Below are 15,520 nucleotides of genomic sequence, written 5' to 3'. Positions count from 1 at the left end.
CCCCATTCTATTCTTCAAGTTTTGATCTACTCTCCCAGCTTTGGCGCGGGTTCTATTCCTACGGCGTACAAGTCGTCTCCGCGCCGTTCCAGCCGCACGCGGGGCAGCGGGCCGTTCGCCTTGCCGAATACGGCTTCTCCCGCCTGCAACGGATCGAACACGCTGTAATGGCAGCGGCAGCCCAGTTGAGGATGATCGGCTTCCGGCGGCGGGCGGTAATTGAAGGCAAAGGCCAGCACTTCGGTGTCGCGTACCAGATTCACGGCGCAGCCCAAATGGGTGCAGACGCGCGAATAGGCGGCGTAGTGCTGCTCATCCACACTTAGCCCGCCCAGAACAGCACGGGGGATTCTCAGCACAGTACAGGGGCGCTTGTCGTAGGTGAAGGTCACTTCGGCCCAGTCCTGTTCCAACTGCGAAAGGGCCGCCACCCGTTGCGGCGTTCCCGCCACGAATTGCGGTTCGCCCGCCCCTCGCTTGCCCAGCAGCACGCGGGAACCGTACCAGCCCATATACCCGAACGCGCCTACCGTTCCGGCCACAGGCAGCACCCACCACCGCTCCAGCAGGGCGCGGCGCGACAGAATTCGGCGGCCTTCCAGTCGGCTCACTGGCGCTCTTTCTGCCACTTCTGCATCAGGTCAAGCAGGCCGTTCAGTTCGGCTTCGGTCAGGTCAGGGTAGGCAGGCATGGCTCCGCGCCCGTTGACTGTGACCAGTTTCAGGGCCTCCCGCGTGAGGCTAGAGGCACGCAGGCTGGGGCCGATGCCGCCGCCGCCCGCCGCGCCGTGACAACTGGCGCAACTGGCGGCGTACACGCGCAGGGCCGGATCGCTGTCGTTCTGGCGGGCGCGGATGGCCGTGATCAGTTCGTCGGCGTCGCGGCCTTTGGGGTCAAGCGTGCGGTAGCTTTCCAGCGCCGTCAGCGCCGCTTTATCTTCTCCGTACCGCGCCAGCGCAAAGCCCAGCAGCAACTGAGATTCGGCCTCTCTGGGGGCCAGTTGCGCCGCCGTGCGAATCAGCAGCGTGGCGCGTTCGGCATCACTGTCACTGACCTGTTGCCCGGTCTGGTCGCCCCGAGTCAGCAGCAAAATCCCCAGTCGGCGCAGGGCTTCGGGCTGGCGGGGGTTTTTCTTCAGGGCATTGCCGTAGGCCGTGACCGCCTGATCGTATTGCCCAGAATCGAAGGCGGCTTTGCCCCACGCCACGTAATCGGCATTCTCTCCGGTGCGTTCAGCGGTGCGGCGCAGGTCAGGCAATTTCAGCACGGCCTGCACGTTCTCGGCCTCGCCCGCGTTCAGGGAGGCCAGTTGCCAGCGCGGCACGAAGGTCAAGGCTCCGGCCACCGTCAGCAGGGCCATAGCACCCACGCCCAACAGCGCCAGTTGGCCCGTGCGCTGCGGGTTGCCCTGCACGGCGGGCGGCAAGGCGTCCAGCCCGCGCAGGGTCAGGGCGGCGCGGCGTTCCAGATCGGGGCGTTTAGCGTCGTCTTCGTGCAGTGCGGCCAACTCTCCATACAGCCTGTCGCGCTCGGCCAGCAGGCGGTTGCGCTCCGGAGCGTCGGGGTCTGGGGGGGTGGCCTGCCGCAGCGGGGCCAGCACCAAGGCCAGCGCCGCCACCACGATCAGGGCCAGCAGCAACACAGTCAGGATCATCATTCGCCCCCGCTCCGGCCTGTATCGCGCCGCACCTGTGCCAAAAAGGAATCGAAGGGTTCATCGGCGGTCTGCTCGGCCTGTGAAGCCGGAGCCGCCGCGCCCTGCCTGCGCCTCAAAAACAGCCACAGCACCACGCCGCCGCCGCCCAGTGCCGCCAACGGCGCACCCCACAACAGCAGATTGCTGCCCTCTTTGGGCGGGTCAAGCAGCACAAAGTCTCCGTACCGCGCCGAAAAGTAGGCGTACACGTCCCGCGCCGAGCGTCCGGCGGCCACTTGCTCGCGCACGTCGCGCAGCATCTCGCGGCTGATGTCGTTGGTGCTTTCGGTGATGGGCACGCCTGTGCAGATGGGGCAGCGGATATTCACGGCGATCTGCCGCGCCTGCGCTTCCTGCTGCGGCGTGAGGGGTGCGGCGGCGGAGGCAGAGGCACTCAGCACAACAGCCAGCGCTAAGGCTTTTCCCACAGCCCGCATCAAATCCCCTTCACCCCAATTTTCTCTAGGCCCACGTTCAGCCGCTCGCGGGTCAGTCCGCCCCTATCCATGTGCTGCACGGTGCCGGAGGCGTCTATAAACACGGTTTCAGGAATGCCGCTGACGCCGTAGTTGATGCCCGTTTTGATGCCGGGGTCTTGCAGGTTCGGATAGGCCAGCGCGTACTCGCGGATAAAGTCGCGGGCGCTCTTTTCACTGGTCTCCTGAAACAGCACGCCGATGACGGCTAGGCCCGTGCCCGCCGTCTGGCGCGTACTGAGTTCCCGGAACAGCGGCGCTTCCTCGCGGCACGGCCCGCACCACGAGGCCCAGAAGTTCAGCACCACGGGCCGCCCCTTCAGCGAAGCGAGGCTGAGGCTGGAGCCGTCCAGCGTGTTCAGGGTGAACGTGGGCGCGGGTTTGCCCACCAGCGGGCCGCCGTCGGTGGCGTTGCGGGCGGGGCTGAGCAGGGCCACGCCCAACACGGCCACCAGCGAAGCCGCCAGCAGGGGCGGAACGAAGCGCCGCCAAGCGGGAGCGGGTGTGGATTGGGATGGAGGAGTGTGGGTCATTGGATTCTCTCTAGCATTCTCCCTCTCATTTGGCTTGCAAAGCTCCGCAGGAGAGGGGGGAGGGCCGGGGACTCGTAGAGCTACGAAGTAGAGGGGGTGAATGAGCGCAGCGATTGCAGTTCTTAGACCCTTAGACGCCCTTAGTACTGACCACCACCAACACCTAATCCGTCGCGGGAGCCAGCCCTGCCGCCATGCGCCGCACCCCCACCTGCCGGGGCGACACCAGCGTCAAGCCTGCGCCGAGGCAGACGATCAGGGTGCCCCACCAGATCCACGACACCAACGGGCTTTCGATCAGGCGCACGCTGGCCCATTTGCCTGCCGGGTCGATACTGGTGAGGACGAGGTAAGTGTCGGTGATGGCCCCGTAGCGCACGGCGGGGGCAGGAAACAGCGTGCCGGGGGCCTGACGGAAAGTATTCAGGCGGGCTTCGAAGGGGCGGCCATCGATCAGCACACGCGCAATGGCGCTCGCTCCGTAGGGTTTTTGTTCTTCGCGTAGGGACACCAGTTGCAATTGCTCGTGTAGCAAGGCTCTCGGGGCCGCGCCTGTGTTCAGGGTGGCCTGAGCGTCGCCCCGGTACGCGCCGCTGAAGGCCAGCCCCAGCGCCATGACCACCAAACCGATGTGTGCGGTGTAGGCTCCGTACCGGCGGGGTTGCTCGCGTACCAGACTGAGGAAACCGCCGACTTGCCGGGCCTCGCGGCGTTGTTTCAGGGCGCGGGCGGTCAGGAGCCCCAGCCCCAGCAGGTTATAGGCCGAGAGCGCGATGGTTCCCAGCACGCCCGCACCGCGCACGCCCAGCACGAAGGCCAGCGCCGCCGCACCCACGCCCACGATCAGCAGGGGCCGCAGCGCCCGCCAAAACGTTTGCCCATCGGCCCTGCGCCACGGCAGCAGCGGCCCCACGCCCATCATCAGCATCAGGCCAAGGCCCAGCGGAATGGCGAACGCGTTGTAAAAGGCTGGCCCCACGCTGGCGTCCCGGCGGCCCTGCACAGCCTCGATGAAGGTGGGGAACAGCGTGCCCACCAGCACCATCACAGCAAAGACCACGAACAGCCAGTTGCCCGCCAAGAAGGCCCCCTCGCGGCTGAGGGCGGAAGGCGGATCTCCATCATCGCGCAGTTGGGGCGCACGCCACGCGGCCAGCCCGATTCCGGCAATGAGCAGGAAGGCCAAAAAGCCGAAGAACACTGGCCCCACCGGGCCACCCGCGAAGGCATGAACGCTCTGGACGATGCCGCTGCGGTTGAGGAACGTGCCCAGCACCGTACTCGCATAGGCCAGCACGATCAGCCACACGTTCCACGAGCGCATCAGTCCGCGCCGCTCCTGAATCTGAACGCTATGCAGGAAGGCAGTCGTGAGGAGCCACGGAATGAAGCTGGCGTTTTCCACCGGATCCCACGCCCAGTAGCCGCCCCAGCCCAGCGTTTCGTAGCTCCACCAGCCGCCTGCCACAATCGCGGCGGTCAGGAAGACCCACGCCACCAGCGTCCAGCGCCGCGTGACCGTGACCCAGTGATCGCTGAGGCGGCCCGTAACGAGTGCGGCCACCGCGTAGGCGAACGGTACGCTCAGGCCCACGAAACCCAAGTACAGCAAGACCGGATGCACAGCCATCATCCAGTGGTTTTGCAGCGCCGGATTGGGGCCGCGCCCATCGGCCAGCAGCGAGGCCACAGGCGTAAACGGCGAAGCCACCGTCGCGCACACGCCTACGAAAAACAGCAGGCTGACGAACATGGCTCCCAGCGCCCAAGGCCGCAAAGAATCGCGCCGCAAGGTCAGGCTCAGAATGAAGGTGAAGCCCGCCAGCATCCACGCCCACAGCAGCACGCTGCCCTCCAGCGCCCCCCACAGACTGGTTATTTTGACCCAAGTCGGAGAAGACCGCATGGAGTGTTCGGCCACGTAGCGCACCGAAAAGTCGTCTCGCAAGAGGGCCGTGAGCAGCACCATAATCGCCAGCGACATCAGCGCGAACACGGCCCAAGTGGAACGGCGCGCCGCTTCGGTGGCCCGTGCATCGGCCCGGATGCCGCCCAGTACGGCCAGCCACGTGCCCGCCAGCGTAAAGGCCAGGGCAGCCAGCAGCGCCAGTTGGCCCAGCGCTCCCAGCGCACTCGATTGAAAAGAAATCAGATTCAGCATTGGCAGTCTGCCCTCACGGTTGGGTTCTTACTCGGAGCGTTGCAACAGGTCTTTCAGCTCGGCCTGCGTTTTGGGCACGTTGTATTCCTCGCTGTGCTTGACCACCAGTTCACGCGCCTCGAAGGTGTTGCCGCTGAACTGGCCGCGCACCACCACCCCCTGATCTTCCTTGAACAGGTCGCTGACCGCGCCGTTGTAAGTGACGGGAAAGCTGGCCCCGCCGTCGCTGACATTAAATTTCAGGTCTAGCGTTTGTGGGTTGTACTGCACGGCTTTCACCAGCCCGCCAATGCGGATCGGGCGGCCTTCCAGTTCGTCGCGTTGCTGCAAGTATTCGCTGGGCGTCACAAAATATTCCAAGCTTTTGCCCAAGTTGCCGAAGGCGATAAAAGCCGTGAGACCCACCAGCGCCACCACGCCCAGTGCCACGGGCAGCGGGCTGCGCTTGCGGCGGCGGGCGGGCGGCAGCGGTGATGAGGGTGGGGGAGAGGAGGGCATGGTCATCCGCGCCTCTGGCCTGTGGTTGGGGCAGACTTGAGGTGGCTTGGTGTGGTCAGCTCAGCCTCATCCCGCGCCGCCCGCAGCCGGAGCCACAGCCAGCCCAAGTACGCGCCCAGCAGCACCAGCGTCACCACATACACCACGATCACGTAGACCGAATACTTATCCATGTTGGGCACCTCCACGCTGGGCACCCTGTCCGGCGATGTGCGGCGTCAGGCCACTCACGTCGCCCTGAAGATCGTTCATCAGTTCGCGTTCCTCGCGGGCCTCGTCGCGGGCGGCCAAAATGCCGCGCACCCGCAGCAGGTAGAGGTACAGCAGGGTAAAGGCGATGGTGGCAGCCAGCAGTACCCAGCCATACACCGGAGCCGCGTCGAAGCGCACTTTGCCCAGCAGCTTCAGCGTCTGCGTTTGGTGTACGCCGCGCCACCATTCCACCGCCATGTAATTGATCGGAATGTAGAGCGTGCCCACGATGCCCACCACCGCCGACACGCGGGCGCGGCGTTCGGGGTCGTCGATCATGGCGCGAATGAGCAGGTAGCCGCCGTACACCACCAAGCTCAGGGCGGTGGTGGTCAGGCGGGCGTCCCAAACCCAGTAGGTGCCCCACGTCGGCTTGGCCCACAGCATTCCGCCCACGATGGTGGCCACCGTAAACAGCACGCCCAGTTCTCCGCTGGCCATCGCCAGTCTGTCCCAGCGGCGTTTGCGCGTCATCAGGTACAGCAGCCCGAACAGGCCCGTGCCGCCGTAGGCGAGGTAACTGACCCAAGCGGTGGGCACATGCACGAACATCAGGCGCACCAAGGAGCCTTGGTTCACGTCCAGCGGCGAACTGAGGCCGAGGCCCACTGCCACCAACAGCAGCAGCAGGGTTACGGCCCCCAGTGGGGTAGTCACGCGGTCTTTCATCTTCATGCTCCTTGTATTCTGACCCGCGCCTGTGCGCTTTACCGTGATACCTGACCGGGCGGGCGATCCTTGTCGTGTAGCTCGTTGTTCCCTAGCTTGTTGTCCACTGTGCTTCCTACGGCCACAGAATGCCGCTTTTGCCCCCACATACCAAGTGCGAGTGTCCCCCGGTGGGGGCAGTGGGCAAGGTCAGTGCCGGAGGCTGAATAACTAGACCGCCGTGCAGTAAATTAGGCACAGGAGCCGTGAGAAACTTTACATTTCGCGCTCGCTGGAACGTCCCTATTTTTCCTCCAGTCCATCCCCGATCAACCAAGGAATGCCTATGCCTACCAACCGCCCAACCTTTGCCCTGACCACCGCTGCCCTGTTCTCTGCCGTCCTGCTCCTGAATGCCTGTGCGCCTGCCCAGAGCGGCGGCCCCGTGCCTGACCGCTCAACCTTTGCGCCTGCCCCGGGCGAAATCTTTAAGGGCATAGACGACGTGGGCGACATGGGCCTGTGGATGATCACCAAAGACCTGAAAAACGCCACGTGGCTGGGCGAAAAATACAAGGGCCGCACCCTGCGCGAACCCATCAACGTGATCCTGATCGACAAGTTTGCCCCCACGCCTGAAGCCGCCACCGCCCGCATGCTCGACAGCATGAACAAGGCGGGCTACGGCCCCAAAAACGGCCACAGCACGGGCTACTCCGGTTACCTGAATGGCCGCCTGTACGCCCAGTATCCGCAGGGCGACGGCGAGGCGTTCAGCGACGGCCACTGGTGGCAGAGCAACAATCACGGGCGCATGTTCGGCCCCGTCAAAACTAGCGGCGGCTACGTGTTCATCGGGGCCGTCAGCGGCGAAGATTTCCGGCTGTTCCCCACTCCCGGCCATCCCTTCAACAATTTCATGGTGGCCCGCGAAGACTTTGCCGACAAACTGACCGCCAACACCGTCTTCAAGAAGAAGGGCTACATAGATTTCAAGGCCAAGATCGATACGGCCACCGAAACGACGGCAGATCATGACGGGTGCGCGGTGATTCTGGTGGCCCGCGAATAGAGGGGGAATAGGTCAGGCTAAGGGTCGAAGGGTCTAAGAACACTTGCCAACTGGGGCACTTGCCTTTTCTTATAGCCTTGACCGTTATACCTTTAGACCGTTCCACACCTACAATTTCCACTCCATATCAGGGCCAGTCCACCCCGGATCGGCCCCTTTCATTGGCCGGGTGTTGTCACCACAGCGGGGACGCTCCGGCTTTCTGATGGGCTTCTGAACCGCCCCGGCCCTGACCGGTGGTATGTTGGGCGCAACATGACAGATATCGCCAAGGGGCTGGAAGGCGTCCTCTTCACCGAGAGCAAGCTGACCTTTATCAACGGAACCGAGGGCATCCTCACCCATTTGGGCATTCCCATTCAGGAGTGGGCCGAAAACAGTACCTTCGAGGAACTGAGTTTCGCCCTGCTGCACGCCCGATTGCCCAACGCCGCAGAGTTGGCGCAGTTCGACGCCGACCTGCGGGCCAACCGCGCCCTGCCCGAAAAACTGGTGGAAGAAATCGCCACGTTTCCCAAGCACGCTCACCCGATGCAGACGCTCCGCACGGCGGTCAGCTACCTCGCGCTGTTTGACCCACAGGCCGAGGACACCACGCCAGAAGGCCGCTACGCCATCAGCTTGCGCCTGATTGCCCAGATGTCTACCATCATTGCGGCCAGCGCCCGTACCCGCGAGGGCCAGCCCATCGTCGCGCCGCGCATGGATCTCACGCACGCCGCCAACTTCCTGTACATGCTGACCGGCAAAGAGCCGACGCCCGAACAGGCCCGTTTGTTCGACATCGCACTCGTGCTGCACGCCGATCACGGCATGAACGCCAGTACCTTTACGGCCATCGCCACGTCTTCAACGCTGAGCGATACTTACTCCTGCATCGTGTCGGCCATCGGCGCACTGAAGGGGCCGCTGCACGGCGGAGCCAACGAAGCCGTGATGGACATGCTGGACGAAGTGGGCACGCCCGACAAGGCTGCCGAGTACATTGGCGGCAAGCTAGACCGCAAAGAGAAGATCATGGGCGTGGGCCACCGCGTGTACAAATACTTCGATCCCCGTTCCCGTGTGCTGCGCGACTACGCCGAGCATGTGGCGAACAAAGAGGGTAAAAGCACCTACTACCAGATTCTCGAAACCATCGAGAAAACGGTGGTGGAGCGCATCGGCTCCAAGGGCATCTACCCCAACGTCGATTTTTACAGCGGCACCGTGTACAGCGACCTCGGTATCCGCAAGGAATACTTCACGCCTATTTTTGCGCTGGCCCGAATCAGCGGGTGGTGCGCCAGCGTGAACGAGTACACCAAAGACAACCGTTTGTTGCGCCCAGACGCCGTGTACACCGGGGCCACCGACGCGCATTACGTGAAACTGCAAGACCGGTAAGATCAGCAGCACAACCCAGAAGCAGGGCCAGAGAATTAGAATCTCTAGCCCTGCTTCATCTGTTCACTCTCAACCCTGACCGTCGTCAGGCATTCATGCCCTTGCCCCCGTGTAGTGTCCGTTCCACCACCTGCGTCACCTCGGCCTCAAAGCGGCGCAGATGTTCGTTCAGGCGGTCTAATTCGGCTGCTCCCAAGTCGGGCAGCCACAGCACGGCGCGGCCCAACACGGCAAAAGCCACCACAGGCGCGTCGGCGGGCGAGTCCTCGTCGTCATCTTCAACGGGGTCGAGAATCAGCGCCCCGTAATCCAGCCCCTGATTCATCAGGTTCATGCCGATCAAAATGTCAGGCAGGCTTTCTTCTTCCACAAACAGGTCAAGGTCGAGGTGAAGCCGCACCAGCACGCCGCCCCGGTGATCGGGTTCAGTAAACAGCGCCACCCGACTTTCCCCGTACTGCACCAGTGCGCCGTCTTCCATCGTCTCCACGGCCAGTCCAGTTGCCGTCAACGCGCTCACGATGCGCCCCAGTTCCGTCATGCGCGGAGTATAGAGCCGAGAAGGTCAGCCTTCTGAGGCTTGGGCGGGATTCGGTGAGACGGGAGGGGGTGAATGAGCGCAGAGGGTTGCCCTTGCCTTAGACCCTCAGACCCTAGACCCTTAGACGCCCTTCCCAGATCCCACAACCCACCTCCCACAACCCAGTCACCCGTGATACACCCACCCCCCATCCTGCCAAGTGCGGGCCAGTTGCCCCAACAGACGCAGATGCTCGGCGTGGGCCAGCGTTTCGGCCAGCGCAAAACGGCGGCCACTGGTGTTCAGGTCGCGGTTGAACATCGCCAACGACAGGCCGTAGGCGGTACGCGGCTCGGCGGTGGCCTCGGCGCGAATAAAGTCCAGCCGCTCGTGATGGTGGGCGCGGAGTTGGCGGGCGCGGGCCTGCACGCCGTCCATCACCGGGCCGTGATGCCCCACGACAGCCAAGCGGGGATTCAGGGCTTCCAGCTTGCCCAGCGTTTGCAGGTAGTCGCCCAGAGGATCGGGCCGCGTGTACGCATACAAACCGATATTGGGGCTGATGCGCGGCAAAATGGCGTCCCCAGCGATCAAAATCGAATCGGTTTCGTTCCATAAGCCAAGGTGTCCATCGGCGTGACCGGGCAGCCACAGCACTTCCCATTCTCGGCCCGCCAGCGTGACGTGTTGGCCTTCGCGCAGGGGCTGTACGCGGGCGGCAGGCTGAACGCGGGTGCGGCCCCGGCGGCTGTCGGCCTCCAGCGTCGCCAGCAGTTCCGGCGGCAGGCCGTGATCCTGCATGTGCTTGATGTGTCCCGGCAGCCAGTCTTCCCACATGTGCCAATACCGCTCGCCTCGCCCGATTTCCACGTCCAGCATAAACACGCTCGCCCCGCTGCGTTCCTCGATGACGCCCGCCAGTCCGTAATGATCGGGGTGATGGTGCGTGATGATGACCCGCTCGATGTCGGGCCAGTGCAGCCCCAGTTCGCTCAGGCCGTCTTCTATGGCCTGCCGCGCTTCGGGCGTATCCAGCGCCGTGTCGATCATCGTTATCGGGCTTTGGCTGCCGCCCGTATCGATCAGTACCGTCACCGTCTTCATAGGGTAAGGAATCGGCACCTGCAAGGCGTGCAAGGTGCCGATGATGGGGGTCAGCAGGGGCGCGGCGGCAGTCATATGAGGCGAGCGTAGCACCCGGCCCCCATTCGGCCCTTAAACCTCCAGCGTGACAGGCTCTGCCGTGATCTGGTCGCCCTTGAGATGCAGCCACGCGCAAGCCACAGGCAACCGGAAGCGGCGCGGCCCCACCGAACCCGGATTCAGGTACAGCACACCGCCTCGCCCCTCCAGCTTGGGCTGATGCGTATGCCCACTGATGACGACTTGCATACCCGCGACCTCGGGCACCAGATTAAGCTGATTTCGGTCAAGCTGAGTCAAGTCATGCAGGAGGTAAATCCACACTCCGCCCAGTTCCAGCAGCAGGGTTTCGGGAAGGGCCTTCAGCGGGGCGGTGCGGTCAACGTTGCCGCGAATCGCGTGGACTTCTCCCGGCATAGCTTCCCGCAAGGTGTCCAGAATCTCTGGTTTCCCCACGTCGCCCGCATGCAAAATGGCGTCTGCCGAATGCGCCAATGCCACGACTTCGGGGCGCAAGAGCCCGTGCGTATCTGAGATCACCAGCACCTTCAGAGCCCCAGTCAGCATGCCGCCCCCTTTAATTAAAGAAAAACTAAAGGCCGCGCTTCCCGGTGAGGGGGCGCGGCCTTGAGGAAGATTGGCTCAATTCGAGCGGCTCAACTGGAGTAGCTCAGTTCAGGCGCTTCATGATGCTTTGCAGGCTGGCGCTGTCTTTCCAGGCCATGCCCTTCTCAACGTAGGCGCGTGCGCCGTCGTTGTCACCGCGCTGCAGGGCCAAGAAGGCCAGCTTGGCGGCGCTCAGCGAGGCGTACTCTTTCTCGGTGTCGTTCAGTTCGCCCAGTTTGTCCCAAGCGTTGTAGGCGTTGATCCACCACTGGGTCTTGGTGTACAGCTGGGCCAAGTACGCGTTGTAGTCGCGGTTGGTGGCTTCCATGCTGGCGGCCATGTAGGCGGAATCCACGGCGGCCTTCCAGAGCGTGCGGTCATAGAAAGAGACGGGGTAGGCCACGTCGGCCTGCACGGCGAATTCCTGCGCCTTGGCAAACGCTTCGCTGGCGCTCATCGCAGCCATCATGGGGGCTTCGGTGGTGGTGGTTTCCGTGGTGGTGGTCTCAGTCGTCGTTTCGGTGGTGGTGGGGGTTTCCGTAGGAGTGGTGGTGTCCTGCGCAGCGGCGAGGCCAGCGAGCGCGAACGCGGTCAGCATGAGAATCTTCTTCATAACGAAACGCATCTTAAGGGCTACCCTAGCGGGCGTCCACCTCTTTCGCCCACAGCCACCGCACCGTAAAGGCAATGTAAAGGAGCTTACCTTCAAATGAGAAAACCTCACTCAAAATTCACAAGCCTGCTGCTGACCACCGGGTTACTGCTGGCAGCGCAGATTTCATCGGCCCAGTCCGCTGTGCCGCGCGTCACCCCTGCTCCTTCCGTCCCGGCCCCCGCAGTCACTTCCCAGCCGGGTTCCAATCAACCTGTTGCCCCCGCCAGCACGTCCCTAACGCCCCCCACCGCCGCGCCGCAGGTGGCTTGGTTCAAGGAACTGCGCGTGCTGTCGGGTGTGGCGGTCTCTGACAACGGTGACCTGACTTTTGTGGGGGCCGATGCCCGGATTCACCGCACCGACGCACGCGGCGTGGAGAAATGGAACTATGCCGCAGGCGATATAGGCCGCGCCCACCCCATCGTCACCCCCGAAGGCAACGTCGTCGCCGCCACTTACGACGACTATCTGTACTCGCTGGACGGAGCCGGAAAACTGCTGTGGCGAGTCCGGCTGGACGGCGACCTGTTCGCCAGCCCCGCCCTTCGCGTTGACGGCAGCGTCATCGCCACCACAGCGGGCGGCAGCGTGTACGCCGTCAGTGCCGCCGGGAAGATACTGTGGACACTCAAGATTGCCGCGCCCATCTTCAGCAGCCCGGCCATCGCCCCTGACGGCACCATCTACTTTGGCGGTCAGGACAACCGCATGCACGCCGTGACGCCCGAAGGCAAGCTGAAATGGGTCTTCGCCGCCGGATCGCTGGTGTTCAGTAGCCCCGCCATAGACGCGCAGGGCAACGTGTATTTCGGTTCCAGTGACCGCCGAATCTATTCTGTCGGGCCAGACGGCAAGGTGCGCTGGTCTAGGCCCACCGGACTGTTCGTGAATGCCAGCCCGATCATTACGGGCAGCGGCCTGGTGGTCGTGGGCAGCTACGACGGCAGCCTGTACGCCATCAATACCACCGGCGAACCCGAGTGGACTTACAAGGCAGGCTCGCCCATCGCCGCGCCCGCTGCCGAACTGAGCGACGGCACCATTATCGTGGGAGACCTCGGCGGCACGTTGCACGCGGTAGGCAAGGCCGGGCAAGCCGTCTGGACGCTCAAGACGGGCAAGAAGATAGATACCGGCGTGGCCGTCAGCGATCAGGGCATGCTGTATTTCGTGACCGAAGGCGGCGGCCTCAGTGCTCTTGCCAAGCAGCGCCCGCTGGCCGACGGCGCATGGACGACGTTCCGGGGCGTGCCCACAGGCTGGGGCCGCGTGCTGACGCCAGCCGAGGCTCAGGCCCGCACGCAAGCCCGCCGCGCCGCCGCGACTGCGGTGTTGGCGACCCTGCCACCCGTGCCCAAGCCACCGACTCCTCCAGCGCCCACGCCGCCAGTCACGCCCCCCCGCCCCACGACGCCCACCCCGCCCAAGCCGCCGGTTGTCATTCCCCCGCCTGCGCCAGTGCTGACGCCCGCGCAACTGGCCGGAGCCGCTGCCACAGGCGCACGCCTAGAGGCCGGGGTGGTGTACCTGCCCCTCTCGCCCGCTGCCGGAGCCTTGGGCCTGAGCGTGCGGGTGCTGACGCCGCGCACCGCCACACTGGCCGCCAACGCCACCGACGCGGGTCAAGTCGTGCCCGTGCGGACGCTGAACAAAGTGGCCTATGTGCCGCTGTCGGCGCTGGCCAAGCTGCCCGGCACCCAAGTGACGCTGACGCAAACGCCGACGCCCGCCGTCACCTTCACCCGTCTGGGCCGCGTGACCGCCTTCCCGCTGAATCTGCCCAAAGTCATGCCGATCAAGCCTCAGCCGGAATACCCAGACGTGATCGTGCGGAAGTAGGTGAGTCTGAGGGTCTGAGGATGGCTGGTGAAAGTGGGCTTTTGCTGGGGCTGTACGGCTCTGGCTTTAGCAGTTGCCCTTCCTTAAATCCTTGACCCTGAGACAAGCACCTCCGCAAATCCAACCAACAAAAAACCCGCCGTCACAGGCGGGCTTTCTTTTACCAAGACCAACTCAAAATGTTTTTCTCTGGTGGAGTCGAGGGGGATCGAACCCCTGACCTCGTCATTGCGAACGACGCGCTCTCCCAGCTGAGCTACGACCCCAGACTCCCAAGTTCCTATTTGAACACCTTGCAGGCGACAGAAAATCTAGCATGAGGCCCTGAAGCGTGCAAGCAGCGCTGCAAGGGGCAGGAGTGGCCTTCAGTGGCCCACTGGTGTGGACACCGTCACCGCAAAGGGCAGGCCATCAGAGTAAACTCCGGGCCATGAGTGCGCCAGCAACTGCCCCCACCCAAACCAATTTGCCGGAAGAGACGCCCAGCAGCGGCTCAGACCGTTTCAGCTACAAGTTTGGACAAGAAGGCATTACCTTCGACGATGTGTTGTTGCAGCCCCGGCATTCTACCGTATTGCCGCACGAGGTCAACGTGGAGGCCCAGCTGACCCGCCGCGTGCGCCTGAATATCCCGTTCGTGTCGGCGGCGATGGACACCGTGACCGAATTGGCGATGGCCGTTGCCATGGCCCGTGAAGGCGGCATCGGCGTGATTCACAAGAACATGGGCATAGACGCGCAGGCCGAAATGGTTCGCAAGGTCAAGCGCAGCGAAAGCGGCATGATCGTCGACCCCATTACGCTGCCGCCGCATGCCACCGTAGGCGACGCAGACCGTCTGATGGGCGAATACCGCATCAGCGGCGTGCCGATTACCGATCCCAACGGCCTCTTGCTGGGCATCATCACCAACCGCGACATGCGCTTTGTGGACGACCTGACCACGCCGATTGCCGACGTGATGACCCGCGACAACCTGATTACGGTGCCGGTGGGCACCACGCTGGAGCAGGCGCACGAGATGTTCAAGCGCAACCGTATAGAAAAGTTGCTGGTGACCGATGAGGGCGGCATGTTGCGCGGCCTGATCACCATCAAAGACCTGACCAAGCGTGTGAAATACCCCCGCGCCGCCAAAGACCACTTGGGCCGTCTGCGGGTGGCCGCCGCCATTGGCGTGAGTGCCGACCTGATGGACAGGGCCGCCGCGCTGGTGCAGTCGGGCGTAGACGTGCTGGTGCTGGACAGCGCTCATGGCCACAGCCAAGGCATCCTGAATGCCCTGAGCCGTGTGAAAGAGCAGTTTGACGTAGACGTGATCGCCGGAAACATTGCCACCAAAGCCGGGGCCAGAGACCTGATTTTGGCCGGTGCCGATGCCATTAAGGTGGGCATCGGGCCGGGTTCGATCTGTACCACCCGCATCGTTACGGGCGTCGGCGTGCCTCAAATCACGGCCATTTTCGAGGCCAGCAGCGTAGCCCTCGAAGCCGGAATTCCGGTCATTGCCGACGGCGGCATCAAGCAAACGGGCGACGTGCCCAAAGCCATCGCCGCCGGAGCCAGCATCGTGATGATGGGCAGCATGTTGGCCGGAACCGACGAATCTCCGGGCGAAACCGTGCTGCGCGATGGCCGCCGCTACAAGAGCTACCGGGGCATGGGCAGCCTTGGCGCAATGGATCAGGGCAGCAGTGACCGCTATTTCCAGTCGGGCAGCCGCAAGTTTGTGCCCGAAGGCATCGAGGGCATCGTGGCTTACCGGGGCACCGCCAGCGAAGTCATCTATCAGTTTGTGGGCGGTTTACGGAGCAGCATGGGCTATTGCGGCGCACCCGATTTGCAGGCCATGCGCGATCATGCCCAGTTCGTGCGGATCACGGGGGCCAGCCTTGTGGAAAGTCACCCGCACGGCGTCACCATTACGCGGGAAGCGCCGAATTACGGCGGCAAGTAAGCTTCTTGCCCCCGTGTCCACATCCCTGTGTCTAAACGAGCGGCTTTGCACTGTGTCCCCGTTCCCACACCCCACACC

At 63.7% G+C, this 15,520-nt stretch carries 16 protein-coding genes and 1 tRNA gene; 4 read left to right on the top strand and 13 right to left on the bottom strand.

Annotated features, from left to right (window positions below):
- Positions 1-26: 26 nt before the first annotated feature.
- The 8 genes from SU48_RS09095 to ccsA form a co-directional block, all read right to left on the bottom strand.
- On the bottom strand, positions 27-611 hold the full coding sequence (locus SU48_RS09095) for a Rieske 2Fe-2S domain-containing protein (RefSeq protein WP_064014978.1): 585 nt from the start codon (positions 609-611) through the stop codon (positions 27-29).
- The gene (locus SU48_RS09090; RefSeq protein WP_231881587.1) at positions 608-1,657 is read right to left on the bottom strand and encodes a c-type cytochrome; all 1,050 of its coding nucleotides are present in this window, start codon (positions 1,655-1,657) and stop codon (positions 608-610) included. The genes SU48_RS09095 and SU48_RS09090 overlap by 4 nt, the downstream gene beginning before the upstream one ends.
- On the bottom strand, positions 1,654-2,133 hold the full coding sequence (locus SU48_RS09085; RefSeq protein ID WP_064014977.1) for a cytochrome c-type biogenesis protein: 480 nt from the start codon (positions 2,131-2,133) through the stop codon (positions 1,654-1,656). The genes SU48_RS09090 and SU48_RS09085 overlap by 4 nt, the downstream gene beginning before the upstream one ends.
- Positions 2,133-2,705 (bottom strand): TlpA family protein disulfide reductase, encoded by a 573-nt coding sequence (locus SU48_RS09080; RefSeq protein WP_064014976.1) that lies wholly within the window; start codon positions 2,703-2,705, stop codon positions 2,133-2,135. Before SU48_RS09080 ends, SU48_RS09085 begins: the two co-directional genes overlap by 1 nt.
- A gap of 163 nt (positions 2,706-2,868) precedes the next feature.
- A complete protein-coding gene (locus SU48_RS09075) occupies positions 2,869-4,866 on the bottom strand; it encodes a heme lyase CcmF/NrfE family subunit (protein ID WP_064014975.1) in 1,998 nt (665 codons plus the stop codon).
- Positions 4,867-4,893: 27 nt separating this feature from the next.
- The gene (ccmE, locus tag SU48_RS09070) at positions 4,894-5,370 is read right to left on the bottom strand and encodes a cytochrome c maturation protein CcmE (protein ID WP_064014974.1); all 477 of its coding nucleotides are present in this window, start codon (positions 5,368-5,370) and stop codon (positions 4,894-4,896) included.
- The gene (locus SU48_RS09065) at positions 5,367-5,537 is read right to left on the bottom strand and encodes a hypothetical protein (protein WP_157451134.1); all 171 of its coding nucleotides are present in this window, start codon (positions 5,535-5,537) and stop codon (positions 5,367-5,369) included. The genes ccmE and SU48_RS09065 overlap by 4 nt, the downstream gene beginning before the upstream one ends.
- On the bottom strand, positions 5,530-6,285 hold the full coding sequence (gene ccsA, locus SU48_RS09060; RefSeq protein ID WP_064015962.1) for a cytochrome c biogenesis protein CcsA: 756 nt from the start codon (positions 6,283-6,285) through the stop codon (positions 5,530-5,532). Before ccsA ends, SU48_RS09065 begins: the two co-directional genes overlap by 8 nt.
- A 325-nt stretch (positions 6,286-6,610) precedes the next feature.
- Between ccsA and SU48_RS09055 the strand changes: the two genes are divergently transcribed.
- On the top strand, positions 6,611-7,336 hold the full coding sequence (locus tag SU48_RS09055) for a hypothetical protein (protein WP_064014972.1): 726 nt from the start codon (positions 6,611-6,613) through the stop codon (positions 7,334-7,336).
- A gap of 255 nt (positions 7,337-7,591) precedes the next feature.
- A complete protein-coding gene (locus SU48_RS09050; protein ID WP_064014971.1) occupies positions 7,592-8,722 on the top strand; it encodes a citrate/2-methylcitrate synthase in 1,131 nt (376 codons plus the stop codon).
- An 85-nt stretch (positions 8,723-8,807) separates the two neighbouring features.
- Here the strand turns inward: SU48_RS09050 and SU48_RS09045 are convergent, their stop codons facing one another.
- From SU48_RS09045 to SU48_RS09030, 4 genes are all read right to left on the bottom strand, one after another.
- Entirely contained in the window at positions 8,808-9,263 is a 456-nt protein-coding gene (locus SU48_RS09045; RefSeq protein WP_064014970.1) for a hypothetical protein, read from the bottom strand.
- Between the two features lie 165 nt (positions 9,264-9,428).
- Positions 9,429-10,421 (bottom strand): MBL fold metallo-hydrolase, encoded by a 993-nt coding sequence (locus SU48_RS09040; protein ID WP_064014969.1) that lies wholly within the window; start codon positions 10,419-10,421, stop codon positions 9,429-9,431.
- Positions 10,422-10,457: 36 nt separating this feature from the next.
- Positions 10,458-10,952, bottom strand: coding sequence for a metallophosphoesterase family protein (locus tag SU48_RS09035; protein ID WP_064014968.1), 495 nt, complete (start codon positions 10,950-10,952; stop codon positions 10,458-10,460).
- A 103-nt stretch (positions 10,953-11,055) separates the two neighbouring features.
- A complete protein-coding gene (locus SU48_RS09030) occupies positions 11,056-11,604 on the bottom strand; it encodes a hypothetical protein (RefSeq protein WP_231881586.1) in 549 nt (182 codons plus the stop codon).
- Positions 11,605-11,700: 96 nt separating this feature from the next.
- On the opposite strand from SU48_RS09030, the gene SU48_RS09025 reads away from it, so the two are divergent.
- Entirely contained in the window at positions 11,701-13,485 is a 1,785-nt protein-coding gene (locus tag SU48_RS09025; protein WP_064014966.1) for an outer membrane protein assembly factor BamB family protein, read from the top strand.
- Positions 13,486-13,675: 190 nt separating this feature from the next.
- Here the strand turns inward: SU48_RS09025 and SU48_RS09020 are convergent.
- Positions 13,676-13,751 (bottom strand) — tRNA-Ala (locus SU48_RS09020).
- A gap of 164 nt (positions 13,752-13,915) precedes the next feature.
- On the opposite strand from SU48_RS09020, the gene guaB reads away from it, so the two are divergent.
- Positions 13,916-15,442: an IMP dehydrogenase gene (gene guaB, locus SU48_RS09015; RefSeq protein ID WP_064014965.1), complete on the top strand. Its 1,527-nt coding sequence runs from the start codon at positions 13,916-13,918 to the stop codon at positions 15,440-15,442.
- Positions 15,443-15,520 lie beyond the last annotated feature (78 nt).

The sequence above is a fragment of the Deinococcus puniceus genome, from assembly GCF_001644565.1.
Taxonomy (GTDB): domain Bacteria; phylum Deinococcota; class Deinococci; order Deinococcales; family Deinococcaceae; genus Deinococcus; species Deinococcus puniceus.
The sequence above is the reverse complement of the archived record's forward strand: the minus strand, read 5'-3'. Positions and strand labels throughout refer to the sequence as shown.